The organism is Sinorhizobium psoraleae, assembly GCF_013283645.1.
Lineage (GTDB): Bacteria > Pseudomonadota > Alphaproteobacteria > Rhizobiales > Rhizobiaceae > Sinorhizobium > Sinorhizobium psoraleae.
On record NZ_JABEKV010000004.1, the window covers coordinates 245847 to 262070 of the forward strand.

Genomic DNA, 16224 nt, shown 5'->3' on the forward strand with positions numbered 1-16224 from the left:
GCCGGCGAGTGCAACAGGAGGAAACGGATGTTTCGTACAGGCTTCGGTCGCGCCAGTTTTGGAAGCGTCTGTTTCGCGGCGATGGTGAGCTTGGACGCCGCTGCTGCGAATGCGAGCGCGCTTGCGCCTCACCGCGCCGTTTACGATCTGGAGCTGAAGGATGCGTCCGATCGGGCGGGCATTTCGAGCATGTATGGCCGCATGGTCTACGAGTTCAACGGCTCGGCCTGCGAGGGTTACACGGTCAGTTTCAGGTTCATGACCCAGGTCGACACCGGCGAGGAAGTTCGCCTTACGGACCAGCAGACGACCACCTATGAAGACATGCGGAACGGCAACTTCCGCTTTCTGACGCGTTCATTCACCGACGAGAAACTCGACAAGGAAGTCCGCGGCAGTGCGCATGAGGACAAGACCGGCGTCAAGGTCGAACTGACGGCGCCGGACAAGCGCGAGGTGGCGCTCGCCGAAAGCCGCTTCCCGACCGAGCACATGCTGGAAGTGATCGAACGGGCGAAGAAGGGTGACGCGTTTTTCGAAGCGCGCATCTTTGACGGCTCCGATACGGGCGACAAGACGCTGATCACCTCGACCTTCGTCGGCAAGGCCCGCAAGCCGGCATCGGACGACGCTGATGTCGGCAAGGCCGGAAAACTGGCGGGCGAGAATTATTGGCCGGTGACGATCTCCTATTTCAATGACGAGAAGAGCGGAGATGCACTGCCTATCTACCGCATGTCGTTCAAGCTCTACGAGAACGGGGTTACTCGCGACCTGACGATGGATTATGGAGATTTCGTGCTGAGTGGAAAACTCGCCAAACTCGAAGTCTTCAATGCGGGAGACTGCAAATAAGCAGGAACCGCACAAAACTGACTTCCAGTCTTGATTTATCGGGCAGTTACCGCTAAGGGGCTGGCCATTCCACACGTGAGGCATGGGATGTTCCGGGAGAAATCCGGATTGTTCCGCCGGTGGGCGCATCAGCGATGCGCTCGACGCCTTGCGGAGGTTCAACCGGAAAAGGAGAAAAAGGCATGGCATTGCCTGACTTTACTATGCGCCAGCTTCTCGAAGCAGGCGTTCACTTCGGCCACCAGACGCATCGCTGGAACCCGAAGATGAAGCCGTACATCTTCGGCGATCGTAACAACGTCCACATCATTGACCTCGCCCAGACCGTCCCGATGCTGTCGCGCGCCCTGCAGGTCGTCAGCGACACCGTCGCCAACGGCGGCCGCGTGCTCTTCGTCGGCACGAAGCGCCAGGCTTCGGAAATCATCGCCGACGCCGCGAAGCGCTCTGCCCAGTACTACGTCAATGCTCGCTGGCTCGGCGGCATGATGACCAACTGGAAGACGATTTCCAACTCGATCCAGCGCCTGCGCAAGCTCGACGAAATTCTCGCTTCGGAAGCTTCCGGCTTCACGAAAAAGGAGCGCCTGAACCTCGAGCGTGAGCGCGAGAAGCTGAACCGCGCACTCGGCGGTATCCGCGACATGGGCGGCACGCCGGACCTGATGTTCATCATCGACACCAACAAGGAATCGATCGCGATCGAAGAAGCCAAGCGTCTTGGCATCCCGGTCGTTGCCGTCATCGACTCCAACTGCGATCCGGACCAGATCGATTATCCGATCCCGGGCAACGACGATGCATCGCGCGCAGTCGCTCTCTACTGCGATCTCATCGCTCGCGCCGCCATCGACGGCATTGCCCGTCAGCAGGGTGCCGCTGGCCGCGATCTCGGTGCATCGGTCGAGGTTCCGGTCGAGCCTGCTCTCGACGAATCGTCCGAGGCCTGATCGGGCCGGGCGGCAGATTAAGGCTGCCGTACCAAATGAAACGTCGGACGAGGCCGTTTGTGATGGAAATCTGAACGGCCTCGTTCTTTTCAGCCGGAAATGGCGCGATCGGGCCTACAATATCTTGCCCACGTATCATCGCGATGAAGCGTTCATCACGATGTCACATTGAAAAGCCATTCCCTGCCAAAACCTCCTGGCACTGCGCCGCTGATGGTGAGCGCGCCAGCCAAACAGACAAAGAGGCAAGAAGATGAGTGTTACTGCCGCAATGGTGAAGGAACTGCGCGAAAAGACCGGCGCAGGCATGATGGATTGCAAGAAGGCGCTTGCTGAAACCAATGGCGATATGGAAGCCGCGATCGATTGGCTGCGCGCCAAGGGCATCGCCAAGGCCGACAAGAAGTCCGGCCGCACGGCTGCCGAAGGCCTCATCGGCATTGCCAGCGCCGGCAACAAGGCCGTGGCCGTCGAGATCAACTCGGAGACGGATTTCGTTGCCCGCAACGACGCCTTCCAGGACCTCGTCCGCGGCGTGGCGGCTGTTGCTGTCGGAACCGATGGATCGGTCGACGCGATCGGCGCCGCCAAGTATCCGGCTACCGGCAAGTCCGTCGCCGATACGATCACCGATGCGATTGCGACGATCGGCGAAAACATGACGCTTCGCCGCGCTGCGCTGCTGTCGGTCGATAACGGCGTCGTCGCGACCTACATCCACAATTCGGTTGCTGATGGCCTCGGCAAGCTCGGCGTACTCGTCGCCCTCAAGTCGACCGGCGACAAGGAAGCCTTGAACGCGATCGGCCGTCAGGTCGCGATGCACGTTGCTGCGACCAACCCGCTGGCAGTTCGCCCGAGCGAAATCGACCCGGCGGTTGCCGAGCGCGAGCGCAACGTCTTCATCGAGCAGTCGCGCGCTTCGGGCAAGCCGGATAACATTATCGAGAAGATGGTCGAAGGCCGCATGCGCAAGTTCTTCGAGGAAGTCGCACTTCTTTCGCAGGCTTTCGTCATGAACCCCGACCAGACCGTCGAGGCAGCGATCAAGGAAGCGGAAAAGACCGTCGGTGCGCCGATCGAGGTTGCCGGTATCGCGCGTCTGCTGCTCGGCGAAGGCGTTCAGAAGGAAGAGTCCGATTTCGCTGCGGAAGTCGCAGCGGCTGCCAAGGGCTGATTTCTTCACCCTTATTGGGAAAACGTGGGGGCATCGCGTGACAACGCGATGCCCTTCGTGTATCCGGCATTCGTCAATGCGTCGGACCCGCCGGTTTGTGCCGGAGCGGTCGATACCGCGCAATACGATATACCCTATGCCGCTGTGCACTGCCTTCCGCACAGGCGTGCCGATCTGTTCAGGAGCGATGATGTCGGCCAAGCCAATCTACAAGCGTGTTCTTCTCAAAGCCTCCGGTGAAGCCTTGATGGGAAGCCAGGGCTTCGGCATCGATGTGGCGGTCGCCGACCGGATCGCCTCGGATATCGCCGAGGCGCGCGCCATGGGCGTCGAAGTCGGCGTTGTTGTCGGCGGCGGCAATATCTTCCGTGGCGTCGCAGTTGCCTCGAAGGGCGGTGATCGGGTAACCGGCGACCACATGGGGATGCTGGCGACGGTGATCAATGCGCTCGCGCTGGCGACGTCGCTGCGCAAGCTGGACATCGACACCGTGGTGCTTTCGGCCATTGCGATGCCGGAAATCTGTGAGAGTTTTTCGCAACGCGCTACCCTATATCATCTATCGCTTGGTCGCGTGGTCATCTTCGCCGGAGGCACGGGCAATCCGTTCTTCACGACGGATTCCGCCGCGGCGCTCCGCGCAGCCGAGATGGGTGCAGAAGCGATCTTCAAGGGAACGCAGGTCGACGGTATTTACTCTGCCGATCCGAAGAAGGACCCGACGGCTACCCGTTTCGATCGCCTGACCCACAGTGAGGTTCTGGAGAAAGGATTGGCCGTGATGGACGTTGCCGCAGTGGCGCTTGCACGCGAAAATGCCATTCCGATCGTCGTTTTCTCGATTCACGAGAGGGGCGGTTTTGCGGAGATCTTGACCGGTGGCGGCCATGCCACCATCGTCACGGACAATTGACAGTTTGAAAGCCCCTGGGGCTGTTGAAGACAGGAGTCTTGAACCATGAGTGAAGGTGTGGATCTGAAGGAACTGAAACGCCGCATGGACGGAGCGGTCTCCGCGTTCAAGCACGACATCGCATCGCTTCGCACCGGCCGCGCATCGGCCAATGTTCTCGATCCGGTGACCGTGGAGGCCTATGGCTCACGCATGCCGTTGAACCAGGTGGCCAACATCACGGTTCCGGAGTCGCGGATGCTGTCCGTTTCGGTATGGGATAAGTCCATGGTCGGCGCCGTTGAACGCGCGATCCGGGAATCGAACCTTGGCCTCAACCCGATCGTCGACGGCCAGAACCTGCGCATTCCGCTCCCGGAGCTGAATGAGGAACGCCGCAAGTCGCTCGTCAAGGTCGCGCACGACTACGCCGAGAAAAGCAAGGTGGCAGTCCGCCACGTTCGCCGTGACGGCATGGACGACCTGAAAAAAGCCGAAAAGGATGGCGAGATCGGGCAGGATATCCACCGTGCTCAGTCCGAGCGTGTCCAAAAGATGACCGACGAAACGATTTCCGAGATCGACCGCTTGCTCGCCGATAAGGAAAAGGAAATCATGCAGGTCTGACGCGTCGATGATCTGAGTCTCTTTTTTCGGACCGCCAATGCAAGAGTTCACCCCCGCAAACGTACCGAATCACGTTGCCATCATCATGGACGGCAACGGTCGATGGGCGAACGCGCGTGGACTTCCGCGCACGATGGGGCACCGAAAAGGTGTCGAGGCCGTGCGGGCTGCGGTAAAGACGGCCGCCGAACTCGGCATTCGCTATTTGACGCTTTTCGCCTTCTCGTCGGAAAACTGGAGCAGGCCCGAGGCCGAGGTCACGGACCTCATGGGCTTGCTCAAGGCTTTCATAAGACGGGATCTTGCCGATCTGCATCGCGAGAACGTTCGCATTCGGGTCATAGGCGATCGCGCAAATCTCAGCGGTGACATTCTGCCGCTGCTGATCGAAGCGGAGGAGACGACGCACGCGAACACCGGTATCACGTTGGTGATCGCATTCAACTATGGCGCGAGGGACGAGTTGGCGAGGGCGATGCGTCGCCTGGCCGCAGAGGTGGCCGCCGGTCGCCTCCGCCCGGACGAGATCACGGCGGAAAGAATCACGGCAACGATCGATACCGCCGGCATTCCCGATCCGGACCTGATCCTGCGGACGAGCGGCGAGGAGCGCCTCTCCAACTTTCTGCTTTGGCAAGGAGCCTATTCGGAATTGCTGTTCATTCCCGAACTTTGGCCGGACTTCACGCGCGAGACGTTCCTTGCCGCCATTGAAAAATATGCCAGCCGCGAACGCCGCTTCGGCGGCCTGCCGCAACCGACGCTGGCGGTTGGCTCCTGATGCAAAGTGAACTCAAGCTTCGCATCGCCTCCGGGGTAGTGCTTGCGGCGGTTGCCCTTGGCGCGACCTGGGCAGGCGGGCTTGCCTTCCAGCTCCTGTCCGTCGCGATCGGTTTGCTGGTCTATTACGAATGGTCGACCATTACCAAACTTGCCGAGAGCGACTTTCAGGGCAACGCTCTCGGGTGGCTTTCGCAGGCCGTGATCGCAATCCTCGTCCTGTTTGACTATATTCACTTCAGCCTGCCGGTGCTGGCGGCCTTTTCGCTTTCCGGCGGGCTTTGGGTGCTGATCCGCAAGACGAGCTGGTGGTTGCCGGGTGGCATCGTTTACGCGGGTTTGACTGCGGTATCGCTCGCCGCAATCCGCGGGGCAGATTATCTCGGTCTGATCGCGATGCTTTTCGTGTTCGCCGTCGTTTGGGGGACGGACATCTTCGCCTATTTTACCGGAAGGGCGATCGGCGGTCCGAAGCTGGCGCCGGCCATTTCGCCTGGAAAAACCTGGTCGGGAGCGCTGGGCGGGACGATCTGTGGCGTTCTTGCGGGTGTTGCCGTGTTCATGGCTCATTTCTCCCTGCAGGATCTGCGCATCCCGATCATTGCGCTTGTGCTGTCCGTTTCCAGCCAGATCGGGGATCTGTTCGAGTCCTTCATCAAGCGTCGTTTCGGCGTAAAGGATTCGAGCAAGCTTATCCCTGGACACGGCGGGGTCATGGATCGGGTCGACGGATTGATATTCGCCTGCGTCGCCGCCTTGATTCTGGTGCTGGCCCAGCTTCTGTTTGCCGGCGGGCGCGCAGTCGCCTTCGGTCCGGTTCTGTTGGGCCTTTGAGGCTGCCGCATAATTCCTTAAGTCGAAATCGAATTAGGGGTAGATTATGCAAGCATGCAAAATGTGACAGCGACAGCCGCGCACCTCAAGTCAGTGCGGTGTCGCAACAGCGGATGCGTTAGGAAATACCATGAGCCTTCTGCTTGAGAATCTGCAATACGCCATACCCACCTTCCTGTTTCTGCTGACCCTCTTGGTCTTCGTTCATGAGCTTGGGCACTACCTGGTGGGCCGCTGGTCCGGCATCCGCATTCTCGCCTTCTCCGTCGGTTTCGGACCGGAGCTCTTCGGTTGGACCGACCGCCACGGCACCAGATGGAAGTTCTGCGTGGTTCCACTCGGCGGCTACGTGAAATTCTTCGGCGACGACGATGCAGCAAGCACGCCCGACTATCGCCGGTTGGAGACAATCGCGCCGGAAGACCGCGCCCGTTCATTCCTGGGTGCGAAGCTTTGGAAGAGGGCTGCAACCGTCGCGGCCGGGCCGATTGCCAATTTCGTGCTGGCGATTGCGATTTTCGCTGTTCTCTTCTCCATCTACGGCCGTGCCGTTGCCGATCCGGTTGTGGCCCTGGTGGCGCCCGGCAGCGCGGCCGAAAAGGCGGGCGTCAAGTTGGGTGACCGGCTGGTGTCGATCGACGGAACGCCGATAGCCACCTTTGACGACGTACGGCGCTACGTCAGCGTTCGCCCGGAACTGCCTATCACGGTCCGCGTCGAGCGCGACGGTTCCGCGATCGACCTGCAGATGGTGCCGCAGCGTATCGAATCCGTCGACCCGCTGGGCAACAAGGTGGAAGAGGGCAAGATCGGTATCGGGACAAATCAGGAGGTCGGGAACTTCCGAATCGAGACCTACGGGCCGCTTGAAGCGGTCGGTCAGGGAGCCCTGCAAAGCTGGCGAATCGTGACCGGCACGTTCGACTATCTGTCGAATCTGTTCGTTGGCCGGATGAAAGCCGATCAACTGGGCGGACCGATCCGTATTGCGCAGATTTCCGGGCAGATGGCCAAGCTTGGCGTCGCCGAAGTCTTGAACTTCGCAGCCGTTCTATCAGTTTCTATAGGATTGCTTAACCTCATGCCCGTCCCCGTGCTTGATGGCGGCCATCTCATGTTCTATGCGGTGGAAGCGTTGCGCGGAAAACCCGTCGGCCCCGCAGCACAGGATATCGCTTTCCGCATTGGATTTGCGATGGTGCTGATGCTCACGGTCTTCGCGGCGTGGAATGATATCAACTGGCTTTTCGGCTGAAACAGGATTTCGAAGATCGAGGCGCTGGCTGCAGGTCTTTGCTCTTCTTGCGATCCGCGTCCTGGGAGGGACGCAGCAACCTTTCGGATATTGTGAACGAGTGACGCGCCGTGGCTTGCGCCGCAAGGATTTGTTTACGATAAGTCGAATCCGTAGTGGCTGTTAAGCCACGGTTCGAATTGAAGTAAACAGAATTTAACCAGCTGACTTGCTTGTATGGCAAAAGCGGGTAAAACGGCAACCGTGACCGGAGTCGGTACGAAATTGCCGCGGGACGTTGGGAAAAGGTAAGATTTAAACATGAAAGCTGGTTCAAGATTTTTGAACGCGGTGTCGGCCTTTGCGCTGTCAGCAAGCATGGTTACCACGGGTGCCGGTGTTGGGGTGTTCGCAGGCACGTCGGTTGCACAAGCCGCGGTCATCAATCGAGTTGAGGTGCGGGGCGCAACGCGTGTAAGCGCGGACACCGTACGTGCGAACATAACGATCGTCCCGGGCAGGAGCTTCAGCAACGCCGATATCGATGCTTCGGTGAAGCGTCTTTATGCCACCGGTTATTTCTCCGACGTCAGCATCAATGTCGCTGGCGGCACGCTCGTCGTCTCTGTCAGCGAGAACCAGCTCGTCAACCAGGTTGTTTTCAACGGTAACCGCAAGATCACGGACGACAAGCTGCAGGCTGCAGTGCAGACCCAGCCGCTCGGTCCTTACAGCGAGGCAACCGTCGAGAGCGATATCCAGTCCATCAAGAACGCCTACGCCGCGATCGGCCGTAGCGACGTCACCGTGACGACGCAGGTCGTGCCGATTGCCGAGGGGCGTGTGAACCTCGCCTTCGTCATCAATGAGGGCGAGCGCACGAAGATTTCTCAGATCAATTTCGTCGGCAACGAGGCTTATAGTGATGGCCGGTTGCAGTCGGTGATTGCGACCAAGGAATCGGGCATCTTCTCGTTCCTGACCCGCAAGGACGTCTACAATCCGGACAAGTTGCGTGCCGACGAAGAATTGCTGCGTCAATTCTATTACAATCGCGGCTATGCCGATTTCCAGGTCGTCTCGTCCGACGCGACGCTGAATGAGGCGACCAATGAATACGCGGTGACGATCACCGTCGAGGAAGGCCCTCGCTACGATTTCGGTCCGGTCAACATCGAATCGACCGTCGAAGGCGTCGACGCCGAGGAGTTGAGGGGGCTGGTCCAGAGCCGGGAAGGCTCCGTTTACAAGGCCAAGGACGTTCAGGACACCATGAGCGAGATTTCGAAGCGTGTAGCTTCGGAAGGCTACCCGTTCGCTCGTGTGACCCCGCGTGGCAACCGTGATCTTGCCAACCACACGATCGCTGTCGATTATCTCGTGGACCAGGGCGAGCGCGCCTATGTCGAGCGCATCGAGATCCGCGGTAACACGCGTACGCGTGATTACGTTATTCGCCGTGAGTTCGATGTCGGTGAAGGTGATGCCTTCAACCAGGAAATGATCGCGCGCGCAAAGCGCCGGCTCGAGGCGCTTGGCTATTTCTCGACGGTAAACATTTCGACGCAGCCGGGCAGTGCCGCCGATCGGGTCGTGATCATCGTCGATGTGCAGGATCAGTCGACCGGTTCGTTCGGCATCGGTGCCGGCTATTCGGCCGGCAGCGGCGGCGGCTTCCTTGTCGAGGCCTCGATCGAAGAGAAGAACTTCCTTGGCCGCGGCCAGTACATTCGTGTCGCAGCCGGTCGTGGTGAAGACAACCAGACCTACAATGTGTCGTTTACCGAGCCTTATTTCCTCGGCTACCGCCTGGCTGCGGGCTTCGATCTCTTCAAGAACGAAAACGACTACGACGACGATCACTACACCTATGACGATCAGGGCTTCAGCCTGCGCGTGACTGCGCCGATCACCGAGAGCCTGTCGACAACGCTGCGCTACAACTTCACCAGGATCGATTACGGTGGCGACTTGGACGAACTGTCCTCGCCTTATGACCGCGTCGTGGAAGAGAGCCCGTGGACGCGTTCGTCGATCTCGCAGTCGGTGACCTACAACACGCTTGATGACGCCCAATTGCCGCACGAGGGCATTCTTGCCACGGTTACGCAGGAGTTCGCCGGACTTGGCGGTACCTCTGATTTCTACAAGCTTACCGGTAAGGCCAAGTGGTACTACACGCTGAACGACGAGGCGGACATCATCGCGTCGATCGGCGGAAGTGCCGGTCACCTGTTCAAGACCTCTGGATCAATGGAAGTCTTCGACCAGTTCCAGCTGGGTAGCAACGATATCCGTGGCTTTGAGCGCAACGGTATCGGTCCGCGCGTCAACAACGGCGACGCGCTGGGCGGCACGACCTACTTCACGGCCTCTGCAGAAGCGTCGTTCCCGTTGCCGGGCATTCCGCGTGATAGCGGCTTCCGCGGTGCACTCTTCGTCGATGCCGGCACGCTTTACGGTAATGACGTGGAGCTGACCGGAGCGGGTGAGTTCGCTCGTGGCACGGACGCATCGTTGCGTGCGTCTGTCGGCGTCAGCCTTATCTGGGCTTCGCCATTCGGTCCGCTGCGTGTCGACTACGCCGTTCCGGTTGCGAAGGAGGACTTCGACGAGGTGCAGAACTTCAAGTTCGGCATTAACTCGTCATTCTGATAAAAGCAGTCCAGAACTGCCGTACAAAATCGTTCTGGAGTGTCCATGGAACAGAACTGCTTTTTTCCGCCCCATCAAGGGATTCGCTTGGGCGACCTGGCGAATCGGATTGGGGCGGAGTTGTCGGATGCCGCTGCCGCGGATCGCTTGATCCACGGGGTAGCACCGGTTTATCGCGCCAAACCGGGTGACGTTTGCTATATGCTCTCGCGCAAGAACCGCGATGAGCTGCAAGATTGCCACGCTTCGGCAATCATTTGCGACAAGGCGATTTCTTCGATCGTACCGGACAGTATCCCCGTTCTCTTGACCCCGAAGCCGCATACAGCCTTCGCGCTTGCAGGTGCGCTGCTTCACGAAACGGCAATGCGCCCATCGTACATTACAAGCGAGCGGGGCGTTGCTGCCGGTGCGTTTGTCGATCCGACAGCCCGGCTTGAGCCCGGTGTAGAGGTCGAGCCGACGGCAGTGATCGGTGCCGGTGCCGAGATTGGGAGCGGAACGCGCGTTGCCGCGGGCGCCGTCATCGGACCGAATGTCCGGATTGGCCGTGATTGCACGATTTCAGCGGGTGCCAGCATTCTTTGTGCGCTGGTCGGCAACAACGTCATCATTCATCCGGGCGCGCGGATTGGTCAGGACGGTTTTGGCTACGCGCCAGGCCCTAAGGGCGGAATGATCAAGATCGTTCAGGTCGGTCGCGTGATCATCCAGGACCATGTCGAGATCGGTGCGAACACGACGATCGATCGCGGCACCATGGATGATACCGTGATCGGCGAGGGCACGAAGATCGACAACCTCGTGCAGATCGGACACAACGTCCGCATCGGCCGCTATTGCGGCATTGTCAGCCAGGTCGGCATCGCCGGCAGCACGAAAATTGGCGACGGCGTGATGATTGGCGGCGGAACGGGCGTCAACGGCCATATCACGATCGGCGACGGCGTACAGATCGCCGCCATGAGTGGCGTTGCGAGCGACGTGCCGCCCGGGGAGCGTTACGGCGGAATTCCCGCACGCCCGATGCGGGATTTTCTGCGGGATATCGCCGAGATGGCGATGCGCGCCAGCGAAAGACAGAAGAAGAAGGGTGGCAAGGATGAATGAGGCTGCAACCGTACTCGGCACGGCGGATATTCAGGAAATCCTGAAGCTTCTTCCCCACCGCTACCCGTTCCTGCTCGTCGATCGCATCATCGAGATCGATTCCGACAACTCCGCGATCGGAATCAAGAATGTGTCGGCGAACGAACCGCATTTCACCGGGCATTTCCCGGAAAAGCCGATCATGCCGGGCGTGTTGCTGATCGAAGGCATGGCGCAGACGGCCGGCGCCATCTGCGCCCGCAAGACCGGGATCGGCGAGAACCTCGTCTACTTCATGACCATCGACAATGCCCGCTTCCGCAAGCCTGTCGTGCCGGGGGATCAGGTCGAGTTCCATGTCGCCAAACAGAAGCAACGCGGCAATATCTGGAAATTTCACTGTGATGCAAAAGTTGACGGGCAACTTGTCGCGGAAGCTGATATCGGCGCGATGATCGTCAGCAAGGAAGACGCCTGAACATGATTGCATCGACTGCGAAGATCCACCCGTCATCTGTCATCGAGGATGGGGCCGTGATCGGAGAGAACGCCAAGATCGGCCCGTTTTGCCATATCGGGCCGAATGTCGTTCTGGGCGACGACGTCGAGCTCATAAGCCATGTCGTGGTCATTGGGCGCACGACGGTCGGCAAGGCTTCGAAGATCTTTCCGTCGGCCGTCATAGGCGGCGACTCGCAAAGCGTGCATCATAGCGCCCTCAACACGACGCTGGTGATCGGCGAGAACTGCACCATCCGTGAAGGTGTGACGATGAACACCGGCACCGTCGAGCACGGCGGCACCACGGTCGTCGGCAACAACAACCTTTTTCTTGCCAATTCTCACGTCGCACACGATTGCCGCCTTGGGAACAATATCATCCTGTCTAACAACGTGATGCTGGCGGGGCATGTGACCGTTGGCGACCGCGCCATTCTTGGCGGCGGGTCCGCCGTTCACCAGTTCACACGCATCGGCAGGCAGGCCTTTATCGGCGGCCTTTCGGCGGTCAGCTACGACGTCATTCCCTACGGCATGCTCAACGGCAACCCCGGCGTTCTGAGCGGCCTCAATGTCGTCGGCATGACGCGCGCGGGCATAGAGCGCGCGACGATCCATGCGGTGCGGCGGGCGTACAAGCAGATTTTCGACGGACCGGAATCGATCCGCGCCAATGCTGCGGCGATCCGGCAGGAGTATCTCGATTGCGCCCCGGCGCTCGAGATCCTCGATTTCATTGCCGCAGAGAGCGATCGCGCGCTGTCGTCGCCGAACCGCGGCGCCAGAGGTTGACCGCAGTGGCGGCCCACGGCCTGCCGGGTACAGGAGGCAGGTTGGCGATTATTGCTGGCGCTGGCGCGCTGCCACATCACGTGGCGGAGGCGGCGCGGCGGCAGGGCGAGAACCCTTTCATCATTGCACTGTCGCGCGAAGCGGACGCCGACTGGACGGGATTCGACCACTCCATCCTCGCCATCGGTGATTTCGCCGCAATCAGCCGGACCTTCGAGGCAGAGGGGATCGATCGTGTCGTGCTCTCCGGAGGTGTCCGGCGGCGACCGGAATGGCGTGATATCCGCCCCACGCTCAGAACGCTCGCCAAAGTGCCGAGCGTCCTTCGGACTCTGATGTCCGGCGGCGACGATGCGGTCCTGCGAATGGCGATGGATCTCATCGAAGCAAGCGGCGCCCGTGTCATCGGTGTGCAGGACGTCGTCCCCAATCTTCTCGCAGATGCCGGCCCACTCGGAACCCACATGCCTACCGATGACGATCGCCGGGATGTGGAAGCTGGGATCGCCGCTGCCAATGCATTGGGAGCGCTCGATGTCGGGCAGGGCGCCGTCGCCGTCGGCGGCAGGGTGATCGCGCTCGAGGGCGCTGAAGGCACCGATGCCATGCTGGCTCGTGTTGCCGCACTCAAGGCGGAAGGCCGGGTCTCTGCCCGCCGCCGCGGGGTTCTCGTCAAGCTCTGCAAACCGCAACAGGACGAACGCGCGGACCTGCCCTCGATTGGTCCTTCCACGGTCGCCGGCGCCGAGGCGGCGGGTCTCGCAGGCATCGCAATCGAAGCGGGCAGGGCACTTGTCCTTGAGCGCTCGCAGATCATCGAAATGGCCGACAAGAGCGGCCTGTTCATTCTGGGTGTTGAACGCGGCGGCTACGGGAGCCGTCGATGACCGGCACAGGTTACAAACTGGCCGTAATAGCCGGAGAAGTCTCCGGAGACCTGCTCGGCGCCGATCTGGTGCGCGCGCTTCGGTCTCGTCTTGAAGGTTCGCTCGAATTGGTCGGCGTCGGCGGCGAGGCGCTTGAAGCCGAGGGGCTGACATCGCTGTTCGACTATTCCGAGCTGTCGATCATGGGTTTTTCGCAGGTGCTTGCGCGTTTGCCGAAGTTGCTCCTGCGCATCCGCCAGACCGCCCGTGCGATCATCTCGGCGTGGCCCGATGCATTGCTGATTATCGACAGCCCGGATTTTACCCACCGCGTGGCTCGGCACGTGCGCGCCGCGCTACCGCACTTGCCGGTGATCAATTATGTCTGTCCGAGCGTTTGGGCGTGGAAGCCTGAGCGCGCACCGCGCATGCGTACCTATGTCGATCATGTGCTTGCGGTTCTACCGTTCGAGCCGGAGGTGATGCGTACACTTGGTGGCCCGCCGACCACCTATGTCGGGCATCGCCTTGCGTCCGACGCGAATGTCCTGGCGGTTCGTGCGCGCCAGCACGAGAAGCAGCGGCGGGAACGGCAGCAAGAGCCCGCGACCTGTCTCCTGCTTCCGGGGTCACGCGGGAGCGAGGTCAGCCGCTTGCTGCCGATTTTTCGCGAGACTGTCGAGGAACTCGCGGCGCGTCACGAAGGCATGCGCTTTCTGCTGCCGACAGTTCCTCGCCAGGAGCGGCGCGTAAAGGAAGTGACGGCATCGTGGAAGGTCCGGCCTGAAATCTCCGTCGCGGCGGACAGGAAGTGGGAGGCTTTTGCCGAGGCCGACGCCGCGCTCGCCGCTTCCGGGACCGTTATCCTCGAACTCGCGCTTGCCGGGATTCCCGTCGTTTCGACCTACAAGGCCGATTGGCTTGTCAGTTTCCTGCACTCGCGGATCGGGATATGGACTGCCGCACTTCCGAACCTGATTGCTGATTTTCCGATCGTGCCGGAGTATTTCAACAAGGCGATCCGGCCGGCGGCGCTGACACGCTGGTTCGAGCGGCTTTCGATCGATACGCCACAACGCCGTGCCATGCTTGACGGTTTCGCCCTTGTGCAACAGCGCATGGCAACCGACCGTCCGCCTGGCGACAAGGCGGCGGAAATCGTCTTCGATTATCTCCAAAGAAAAAAGCCCGGCCATTTCTGACCGGGCTTTTCGATTTCACCGGATGCCCGCTCAGCGCTTTGAGACAGGGAGGTAGTCGCGCTGCGGAGCGCCGACATAGAGCTGACGCGGGCGGCCGATGCGCTGTTCCGGGTCCTCGATCATTTCGTTCCACTGCGCGATCCAGCCGACGGTGCGGGCCAGCGCGAAGAGCACGGTGAACATGGTGGTGGGGAAGCCCAGCGCCTTCAGCGTGATGCCGGAATAGAAGTCGATGTTCGGATAAAGCTTCTTTTCGATGAAATACTCGTCGGTCAGCGCAATGCGCTCGAGTTCCATCGCGACTTCGAGCAGCGGATCGTCCTTGTGGCCGAGCTCGGCGAGAACCTCATGCGTCGTCTTCTGCATGATCTTCGCGCGGGGATCGTAGTTCTTGTAAACGCGATGGCCGAAGCCCATCAGGCGGAACGGATCGTTCTTGTCCTTGGCCTTGGCGATATATTCCGGAATGCGATCGACCGTGCCGATCTCGGCGAGCATATTGAGTGCCGCTTCGTTGGCACCACCGTGAGCCGGTCCCCAGAGGCAGGCGATGCCGGCCGCAATACATGCAAACGGGTTTGCGCCCGACGATCCGGCGAGGCGGACGGTCGAGGTCGATGCATTCTGCTCGTGATCGGCGTGCAGGATGAAGATCCGATCCATCGCGCGTGCAAGAACCGGGTTCACGACATACTCCTCGCAGGGTACCGCAAAGCACATGCGCAGGAAGTTAGAGGCGTAGTCGAGGTCGTTCTTCGGGTAAACGAACGGCTGGCCGATATGATATTTGTAAGCCATCGCGGCAATCGTCGGCATCTTCGCGATCATGCGCAGCGACGCGACCATGCGCTGGTGCGGATCGGTGATGTCGGTCGAGTCGTGATAGAAGGCCGACAAGGCGCCGACGCAGCCGCACATGACGGCCATCGGGTGCGCGTCACGGCGGAAACCGGTGAAGAAGCGCGACATCTGTTCGTGGACCATCGTGTGATGGGTCACCCGGTAGTCGAAGTCGTCCTTCTGAGCCTTGGTCGGCAGTTCACCATAGAGGAGCAGATAGCACACTTCGAGGAAGTCGCCGTGTTCCGCCAGTTGCTCGATCGGATAGCCGCGATGGAGCAGCACGCCCTCGTCGCCGTCGATATAGGTGATCTTGGATTCACACGACGCCGTCGACGTGAAGCCGGGATCGTAGGTGAACATGTGCGTCTGCTTGTAGAGCGATCCGATATCGACGACGGCCGGCCCAATGGATCCCGATCGCACTGGCAGTTCCGCCGATTTTCCATCGAATGTTACGACCGCGCTTTTTTCTGACATGGGACCCTCCGTCTTATGGCAACGTGGCATAGAGATATGCCACGAAAGTGAACGTTGCGAATTTGCTATATGATTTATTTTCGACTGCCAAGCTGTACGAAAGGCAAATGGTGCGATGCGAAAATGTGCATATGGCAACGCAATAATCGCACGTTATGGCAAGATGTCCAATCAGATCAATGATCGTTAATCTGATAATGCGGTACCATTCTATATAGCTCTGCCGATTTTTTGTGCAAATGAGCTTCTGGTTGCAATATCACGACGTTGGTTGCAGGATCCGGTTCGACAGCCGCAGAGGGGCAGAGCGGAACGGGAATGGGTACGGAAGAGCGAGGGCGGACAACGCGCGATGCGGTGGACCGTGCGCCGTCTTTCATCGGCAGTCAGGTCTCCGTTCTTGCCGTCAACGCGCCGGTAGTCCGGCCCAGCGGCCGTTTGCCGTGGCTA

15 protein-coding genes are annotated in these 16224 nt (G+C 60.1%); 14 read left to right on the forward strand and 1 reads right to left on the reverse strand.

Going from position 1 to position 16224, the window contains the following annotated elements:
• The first annotated feature begins 27 nt into the window (after window positions 1-27).
• The 14 genes from ILFOPFJJ_RS22180 to lpxB all read left to right on the forward strand — a co-directional run bounded on the left by ILFOPFJJ_RS22180 (window position 28) and on the right by lpxB (window position 14454).
• Window positions 28-855, forward strand: coding sequence for a cell envelope integrity EipB family protein (locus ILFOPFJJ_RS22180; RefSeq protein WP_173512725.1), 828 nt, complete (start codon window positions 28-30; stop codon window positions 853-855).
• A 182-nt stretch (window positions 856-1037) separates the two neighbouring features.
• On the forward strand, window positions 1038-1805 hold the full coding sequence (gene rpsB, locus ILFOPFJJ_RS22185; RefSeq protein ID WP_173512726.1) for a 30S ribosomal protein S2: 768 nt from the start codon (window positions 1038-1040) through the stop codon (window positions 1803-1805).
• Between the two features lie 253 nt (window positions 1806-2058).
• Complete coding sequence (tsf, locus tag ILFOPFJJ_RS22190; protein WP_173512727.1) at window positions 2059-2982, forward strand: translation elongation factor Ts; 924 nt, start codon at window positions 2059-2061, stop codon at window positions 2980-2982.
• Between the two features lie 190 nt (window positions 2983-3172).
• On the forward strand, window positions 3173-3895 hold the full coding sequence (gene pyrH, locus ILFOPFJJ_RS22195) for a UMP kinase (protein WP_173512728.1): 723 nt from the start codon (window positions 3173-3175) through the stop codon (window positions 3893-3895).
• Between the two features lie 45 nt (window positions 3896-3940).
• The gene (gene frr, locus ILFOPFJJ_RS22200; protein ID WP_173512729.1) at window positions 3941-4501 is read left to right on the forward strand and encodes a ribosome recycling factor; all 561 of its coding nucleotides are present in this window, start codon (window positions 3941-3943) and stop codon (window positions 4499-4501) included.
• A 37-nt stretch (window positions 4502-4538) separates the two neighbouring features.
• Window positions 4539-5282: an isoprenyl transferase gene (locus ILFOPFJJ_RS22205; RefSeq protein WP_173512730.1), complete on the forward strand. Its 744-nt coding sequence runs from the start codon at window positions 4539-4541 to the stop codon at window positions 5280-5282.
• A complete protein-coding gene (locus ILFOPFJJ_RS22210; RefSeq protein ID WP_173512731.1) occupies window positions 5282-6115 on the forward strand; it encodes a phosphatidate cytidylyltransferase in 834 nt (277 codons plus the stop codon). Before ILFOPFJJ_RS22205 ends, ILFOPFJJ_RS22210 begins: the two co-directional genes overlap by 1 nt.
• A gap of 130 nt (window positions 6116-6245) precedes the next feature.
• Complete coding sequence (gene rseP, locus ILFOPFJJ_RS22215) at window positions 6246-7370, forward strand: RIP metalloprotease RseP (protein WP_173512732.1); 1125 nt, start codon at window positions 6246-6248, stop codon at window positions 7368-7370.
• A 300-nt stretch (window positions 7371-7670) separates the two neighbouring features.
• Window positions 7671-10004 (forward strand): outer membrane protein assembly factor BamA, encoded by a 2334-nt coding sequence (gene bamA, locus ILFOPFJJ_RS22220; RefSeq protein ID WP_173512733.1) that lies wholly within the window; start codon window positions 7671-7673, stop codon window positions 10002-10004.
• Between the two features lie 45 nt (window positions 10005-10049).
• A complete protein-coding gene (gene lpxD, locus ILFOPFJJ_RS22225; RefSeq protein WP_173512734.1) occupies window positions 10050-11114 on the forward strand; it encodes a UDP-3-O-(3-hydroxymyristoyl)glucosamine N-acyltransferase in 1065 nt (354 codons plus the stop codon).
• Entirely contained in the window at window positions 11107-11571 is a 465-nt protein-coding gene (gene fabZ / locus ILFOPFJJ_RS22230) for a 3-hydroxyacyl-ACP dehydratase FabZ (RefSeq protein ID WP_173512735.1), read from the forward strand. The genes lpxD and fabZ overlap by 8 nt, the downstream gene beginning before the upstream one ends.
• A gap of 2 nt (window positions 11572-11573) precedes the next feature.
• The gene (gene lpxA / locus ILFOPFJJ_RS22235) at window positions 11574-12386 is read left to right on the forward strand and encodes an acyl-ACP--UDP-N-acetylglucosamine O-acyltransferase (protein ID WP_376741442.1); all 813 of its coding nucleotides are present in this window, start codon (window positions 11574-11576) and stop codon (window positions 12384-12386) included.
• A 5-nt stretch (window positions 12387-12391) separates the two neighbouring features.
• Window positions 12392-13273, forward strand: a complete 882-nt coding sequence (locus ILFOPFJJ_RS22240; protein ID WP_173513322.1) for an LpxI family protein — start codon at window positions 12392-12394, stop codon at window positions 13271-13273.
• On the forward strand, window positions 13270-14454 hold the full coding sequence (lpxB, locus tag ILFOPFJJ_RS22245) for a lipid-A-disaccharide synthase (RefSeq protein WP_173512736.1): 1185 nt from the start codon (window positions 13270-13272) through the stop codon (window positions 14452-14454). The genes ILFOPFJJ_RS22240 and lpxB overlap by 4 nt, the downstream gene beginning before the upstream one ends.
• A 30-nt stretch (window positions 14455-14484) precedes the next feature.
• On the opposite strand, the gene gltA is transcribed toward lpxB, so the two are convergent.
• Complete coding sequence (gltA, locus tag ILFOPFJJ_RS22250) at window positions 14485-15774, reverse strand: citrate synthase (protein ID WP_173512737.1); 1290 nt, start codon at window positions 15772-15774, stop codon at window positions 14485-14487.
• Between the last annotated feature and the right edge of the window lie 450 nt (window positions 15775-16224).

Bases quoted from the DNA above. Each gene is read 5' to 3' on its own strand.
- ILFOPFJJ_RS22210 (WP_173512731.1), top strand. From the start codon at position 5,282: ATGCAAAGTGAACTCAAGCTTCGCATCGCCTCCGGGGTAGTGCTTGCG.
- ILFOPFJJ_RS22180 (WP_173512725.1), top strand. From the start codon at position 28: ATGTTTCGTACAGGCTTCGGTCGCGCCAGTTTTGGAAGCGTCTGTTTC.
- ILFOPFJJ_RS22205 (WP_173512730.1), top strand. From the start codon at position 4,539: ATGCAAGAGTTCACCCCCGCAAACGTACCGAATCACGTTGCCATCATC.
- lpxA (WP_376741442.1), top strand. From the start codon at position 11,574: ATGATTGCATCGACTGCGAAGATCCACCCGTCATCTGTCATCGAGGAT.
- frr (WP_173512729.1), top strand. From the start codon at position 3,941: ATGAGTGAAGGTGTGGATCTGAAGGAACTGAAACGCCGCATGGACGGA.
- rpsB (WP_173512726.1), top strand. From the start codon at position 1,038: ATGGCATTGCCTGACTTTACTATGCGCCAGCTTCTCGAAGCAGGCGTT.
- bamA (WP_173512733.1), top strand. From the start codon at position 7,671: ATGAAAGCTGGTTCAAGATTTTTGAACGCGGTGTCGGCCTTTGCGCTG.
- tsf (WP_173512727.1), top strand. From the start codon at position 2,059: ATGAGTGTTACTGCCGCAATGGTGAAGGAACTGCGCGAAAAGACCGGC.
- fabZ (WP_173512735.1), top strand. From the start codon at position 11,107: ATGAATGAGGCTGCAACCGTACTCGGCACGGCGGATATTCAGGAAATC.
- gltA (WP_173512737.1), bottom strand. From the start codon at position 15,774: ATGTCAGAAAAAAGCGCGGTCGTAACATTCGATGGAAAATCGGCGGAA.
- rseP (WP_173512732.1), top strand. From the start codon at position 6,246: ATGAGCCTTCTGCTTGAGAATCTGCAATACGCCATACCCACCTTCCTG.
- pyrH (WP_173512728.1), top strand. From the start codon at position 3,173: ATGTCGGCCAAGCCAATCTACAAGCGTGTTCTTCTCAAAGCCTCCGGT.
- lpxD (WP_173512734.1), top strand. From the start codon at position 10,050: ATGGAACAGAACTGCTTTTTTCCGCCCCATCAAGGGATTCGCTTGGGC.
- lpxB (WP_173512736.1), top strand. From the start codon at position 13,270: ATGACCGGCACAGGTTACAAACTGGCCGTAATAGCCGGAGAAGTCTCC.